The following is a 3,075-nucleotide window of genomic DNA, read 5'->3' as shown; positions in this document are numbered from 1 at the left end:
CCTGGGATACGGAAAACTATGCGGCCAGCAGCATCTTCCTTGGCTTGCCCGCGCTCTTGACCAGCAGAGTCTCCACGGCGTCCTGAGCGGCGACGCAGATAGCGCGGCGCGGGACTATGTAGTGGTCGTACGCCGTCGATATGTCGGTGTGCCCTAGCATCATGGCGACCGTCTCGATGCCGATGCCGGCCTCTATAGCGAGCGTCGCCCAGGTATGGCGCAGATTGGTCATGCTGACGTGCGGCAGGCGCATGCGTTTGCACCACGACTTGATCGAGCGCGCAACCTTGTCGGGCGACACGTCTCCGGTGATGAGGCCCTTGCCCCTGATCTGGCGCAAGCGGTTGATGGCGAACCTGGGAAGGTAGCATGACCTCGTTGACTTGTCGGTTTTCGTGCCCTCGGTCACGACCTCTCCGCCCACGCACTGCCGCGACTTGCTCACGCGAACCTCGCCTGTTTTGAGATTGATGTCCCCCCACGTGAGCGCGCACGCCTCGCCCCTCCGGAGCCCCATCGTCACGGAGCAGATGGCAACGGCCTCCATGGCATGGCCCCACATGCCGCGCAGCATGGCCGTGACGCCTTCCGCGTCCAGCACGTCGGGACGGTACGGCTCCTTCGCCGGCAGCTCGACGTAGAGGGTCGGATCGGGGATATGCAGGCGCTTTGCCCTAATCCACCACCGCACGATCTGGCGCAGGCACTTGTAGGCTTTCTCGGCGGCGCCGGCACGATCGAACCCGTCCACCCACTCCTGCAGGTCGTCGGGATCGATGTCCTCGATCTCGCACGAACCCCACCTCGGCAGCACGTGGAGGCGCACCGAGCTGTCGTATCCCGCCACGGTCGAGGGGCGGCGCTTCTTCGACTTCTCCGGCAGGTAGTGGCTCTCGTAGATCTCCGCGATGTTCATGGCTCGGCTCCTTTTCGACTCAAAAATCCCAGGCGCTTTTCGCGCGTTTCCAATCATAAGCGCGCTTGGGATTTTCCGGGATCAGGTGACTCGTGCGGGACTATGGCGCAGACGGAAAGCGGCGTACACGACAGGAGGTGATCCGGTTGGACCAGTGCCTCGAGCATTCGGCCCATGAGCGGGCCATCGCGCTGCACGACAAGCGCCTCGAGGCGCACGGCGGGGAGATCGACGAGCTGCGCGAGTGCGTTGTCAGGCTCACCGCGATACAAGAGGCCAACACAGCCTGGCAGACGGCCGCCGAGGAGCGCATAGCGGCTCTGGAGGCCGCGCCCGCGAAGAGATGGGACAGCGTCGTCAACTACGCCCTCACGGCGGTCCTGGCGTTCGTGGTCGGGATCGTGGCAACTCATCTCGGCATAAACATCTAGAGATCGGAGCAGGAATGAACAAGGAGCAGATCAAGGCTATCGGCACCCTGGCGGTGGCGCTGGGCGCGCTGGGCCTCGTGTTCGCCATCACCTTCGGCGCGATCGACCCCGACGCGCTCACAGGGGCCGTGGCGGCGGTGCTTGCCATCGGCACGACCGTCGTCGCCTGGTGGCGCAACAACAACATGACCGAGGCCGCCCAGGACGCGCAGAAGGTGCTGGATAGCCTCAAAGACAAGGAGTAGACATGAATGACAACCGGGTGTTCCCTGAGCAGGTCGACTCGATCCTGGCAGCAGCCGAGATCACGGTCGAAGATCGTTTCGGCTGCATGACCGTGGTTCATGCGAAGCTTCCGTGCGGCTTCATCGTCACCGAGACTTCGGCGTGCATCGACCCAGAGAACTACGACCGCGATCTAGGCGCGAAAATCTGCATGGGACGCGTCCGAGACAAGGTATGGGAGCTTGAAGGCTATCACAAGATGCGCACGGCGGAAGAGCGGGAGGAGTGACCATGGACTGGATCGGCCTCAACGCGGATGTCGAACGCATCCTAACCAAGCACTACACGCCGGGTCGCAACGGCTCCATCAAGGCCGTGACCATCCACCACATGGGCGGCAACCTGAGCATCGACGGCTGCTACAGCACGTGGCAGACGCGCGAGGCGTCCGCCCACTACGCGGTGCAGGCGGACGGCACCATCGGCCAGCTGGTCAACGACTGGGACACCGCCTGGGCGTGCGCCAACGCGTGGGCGAACAGCAACACCATCAGCATCGAGCACGCCAACAACCAGTTCGGGCCGTGGACGGTCAACGACACCGTGCTCGACCAGGGCGCGCACCTCGTGGCGGCGATCTGCCGCAAGTACGGCCTTGGCCGTCCGGAGTGGCTGGTGAACGTGTTCCCTCACTCCCACTGGTCGGCGACCGACTGCCCCGGCGAGCTTCAGCGCAGCCAGAACGCGGAGTACATGGCCCGCGCCCAGGCTTGGTACGACGAGATGGGCGGCGGCGCGGCTCCTTCTCCCGCCCCTTCCCCCGCCCCGTCCGTCGGCATCCCCGATCTGCGCTACCGCGTCCGCACCGCCAACGGGGTGCTGCCGGAGATGGTCGACCACACCGACACGGGCGGTTCCGGAGACGATTACGCGGGCGACGGATCGCCGATCCTGTATCTCGCCATCGATATGCCGGGGTGGTACCAAGTGCGCACGCAGCGTCAAGGCTGGCTGCCGCGCGTCAACAAGTACGACATCAACGACCTGGAGGACGGCTGTGCCGGCGACGGCTCACCGATCACGGCGGTGCGCTGCTATTACGAGACGCAGGATCCCGACGCGACCGGGTGGCTCGGCATCGAGTACTCGGTGGCTAACGTCGGAGAGGGCTTCCTGGCCGACATGATCGACCTCGACGACACGAGCGGATGCGGGGACGACTACGCTGGCAACGGCGGCATGGTGTCGGCGTTCCGCGCCCGGCTGGTTAGACTGTAAGGAGCTGGCATGACCAAAGACGAGATCAAGCGCGTCCTGGACGACATGGGCGTGGAGTACGGCAAGGATGCGAAATTGGCCGAGCTGGAGACGCTGTACGCCTCGCATGCGACCGAATCGCAGACGCATGCCGACAAGGCCGAAACGGCAGCCGAGAACGACTCTCCGCAAGCCTGGGACGGTTCCGACGATGGCGAGCAGTCCGAGGAGATCGGTCACGACCGA

At 64.7% G+C, this 3,075-nt stretch carries 6 protein-coding genes; 5 read left to right on the top strand and 1 reads right to left on the bottom strand.

The genetic code is table 11. The features are described from left to right. Window positions 1–16: 16 nt before the first annotated feature. Window positions 17–916: a site-specific integrase gene (locus tag GT613_RS15140; protein WP_161172723.1), complete on the bottom strand. Its 900-nt coding sequence runs from the start codon at window positions 914–916 to the stop codon at window positions 17–19. 146 nt (window positions 917–1,062) lie between these two features. On the opposite strand from GT613_RS15140, the gene GT613_RS15135 reads away from it, so the two are divergent. The 5 genes from GT613_RS15135 to GT613_RS15115 all read left to right on the top strand — a co-directional run. Further along, a complete protein-coding gene (locus GT613_RS15135; RefSeq protein WP_147271062.1) occupies window positions 1,063–1,347 on the top strand; it encodes a hypothetical protein in 285 nt (94 codons plus the stop codon). A gap of 14 nt (window positions 1,348–1,361) precedes the next feature. Beyond that, on the top strand, window positions 1,362–1,592 hold the full coding sequence (locus GT613_RS15130; RefSeq protein ID WP_161172722.1) for a phage holin: 231 nt from the start codon (window positions 1,362–1,364) through the stop codon (window positions 1,590–1,592). A 2-nt stretch (window positions 1,593–1,594) separates the two neighbouring features. Next, window positions 1,595–1,861 carry a Gp49 family protein gene (locus tag GT613_RS15125; protein ID WP_114550793.1) on the top strand — a complete coding sequence of 89 codons (267 nt, stop codon included), beginning with the start codon at window positions 1,595–1,597 and terminating at the stop codon, window positions 1,859–1,861. Between the two features lie 2 nt (window positions 1,862–1,863). Beyond that, window positions 1,864–2,850, top strand: coding sequence for a peptidoglycan recognition family protein (locus GT613_RS15120; RefSeq protein WP_114550794.1), 987 nt, complete (start codon window positions 1,864–1,866; stop codon window positions 2,848–2,850). Between the two features lie 9 nt (window positions 2,851–2,859). Next, window positions 2,860–3,075, top strand: a 216-nt coding sequence (locus GT613_RS15115) for a hypothetical protein (RefSeq protein ID WP_161172721.1), incomplete at its 3' end; no start/stop codon positions are given.

The organism is Eggerthella sp. BIOML-A4, from assembly GCF_009875575.1.
GTDB lineage: Bacteria > Actinomycetota > Coriobacteriia > Coriobacteriales > Eggerthellaceae > Eggerthella > Eggerthella lenta.
This window is presented reverse-complemented; position numbering and strand designations above follow the sequence as displayed.

Coding starts and splice junctions, on each gene's coding strand:
- GT613_RS15140 (WP_161172723.1), bottom strand. CDS start 916: ATGAACATCGCGGAGATCTACGAGAGCCACTACCTGCCGGAGAAGTCG.
- GT613_RS15130 (WP_161172722.1), top strand. CDS start 1,362: ATGAACAAGGAGCAGATCAAGGCTATCGGCACCCTGGCGGTGGCGCTG.
- GT613_RS15125 (WP_114550793.1), top strand. CDS start 1,595: ATGAATGACAACCGGGTGTTCCCTGAGCAGGTCGACTCGATCCTGGCA.
- GT613_RS15120 (WP_114550794.1), top strand. CDS start 1,864: ATGGACTGGATCGGCCTCAACGCGGATGTCGAACGCATCCTAACCAAG.